This window comes from Collinsella intestinalis DSM 13280 (assembly GCF_000156175.1).
Classification (GTDB): Bacteria; Actinomycetota; Coriobacteriia; order Coriobacteriales; family Coriobacteriaceae; genus Collinsella; species Collinsella intestinalis.
Window position 1 is genome coordinate 453,337 of the sequence record NZ_GG692710.1, and the last position, 1,075, is coordinate 454,411.

Below are 1,075 nucleotides of genomic sequence, written 5' to 3' on the forward strand. Positions count from 1 at the left end.
CCCTCCGCCCCGCTCTCGTCGAACACGTGCAGGTACAGGTCCTCGAGCGTGGGCTCGGCCCTGACGGCGCCGGGCACGCGGGAGGGGCCGTCTCCGGAGAGGAACCGGACGAGGGCCGTTCCGTCCCCCATGTGGTGGACGTTGACCACGCGCGACGCGGTCGACAGCTCATCCGCCTCCCGAGCCGGGACGCGGGCCTCCCAGACCATGCCGTCGACGCGCGACACGACCTCCGACGGGGCGCCCCGCATTATCAGGGACCCCGCCCGCATCATCAGGATGCTGTCGGCTATGCACTCGACGTCGGAGACGATGTGCGTGGACAGCAGGACGACCTTGTCGGCGGCGAAGCTCGCGATGAGGTTGCGGAACCGCACCCGCTCCTTCGGGTCGAGGCCGGCGGTGGGCTCGTCGAGCACGAGGACGTCCGGGTCGTTGAGCACCGCCTGGGCGATACCGAGTCGCTGCTTCATGCCACCGGAAAACGTCCGGATGAGGCGGCGCTCCTCGCCGGCGAGCCCGACCCGGTCGAGCAGCTCGAGCGAGCGCGTGCGTGCCGCGCGGGAGTCCAGGCCCTTCAGGGCGGCCATGTACTCCATGAAGTCGAGCGCCGTGAACTCCGGGTAGTACCCGAAGTCCTGGGGGAGGTAGCCGAGGCGCGCCCGGAACTCGCCCCCCATCTCCGCGGTCGGGCGCCCGTCGAGGCGGACCTCGCCCGAGGTCGGGCGCAAGATGCCGCATATCATGCGCATGATCGTCGTCTTCCCCGCGCCGTTGGCGCCGAGCAGCCCGTAGACGCCGGCCCCCAACCGGGCGCTGACCCGGTCGACCGCGATCTTCGGGCCGTACTGCTTGGTGAGCCTATCGAGCTCGAGTTCCATCGCATTCTCCCCTCTATCGAAATCAGATGTCGAGCGGGGACCGGACGTCCCCGCGCCGGGGCGCGAAGCCCCGGGCTCCCTCGCCCAGCCACGCGCGGACCTCCGAGGCGCACCAGAACCCGGAGGCCAGGCAAGCGAGGCACCAGGCCCAGGCGCTCGCCGCCGCGTACGCGACAGGGGCGGCGTAGAACAAC

At 71.1% G+C, this 1,075-nt stretch carries 1 protein-coding gene; it reads right to left on the reverse strand.

Features of this window, described 5'->3' with window-relative positions; all coding sequences use genetic code 11:
- Positions 1 to 881: ABC transporter ATP-binding protein (locus COLINT_RS02180; RefSeq protein WP_006722691.1), on the reverse strand; the 881-nt coding region annotated here is incomplete at its 3' end.
- Positions 882 to 1,075: the final 194 nt, after the last annotated feature.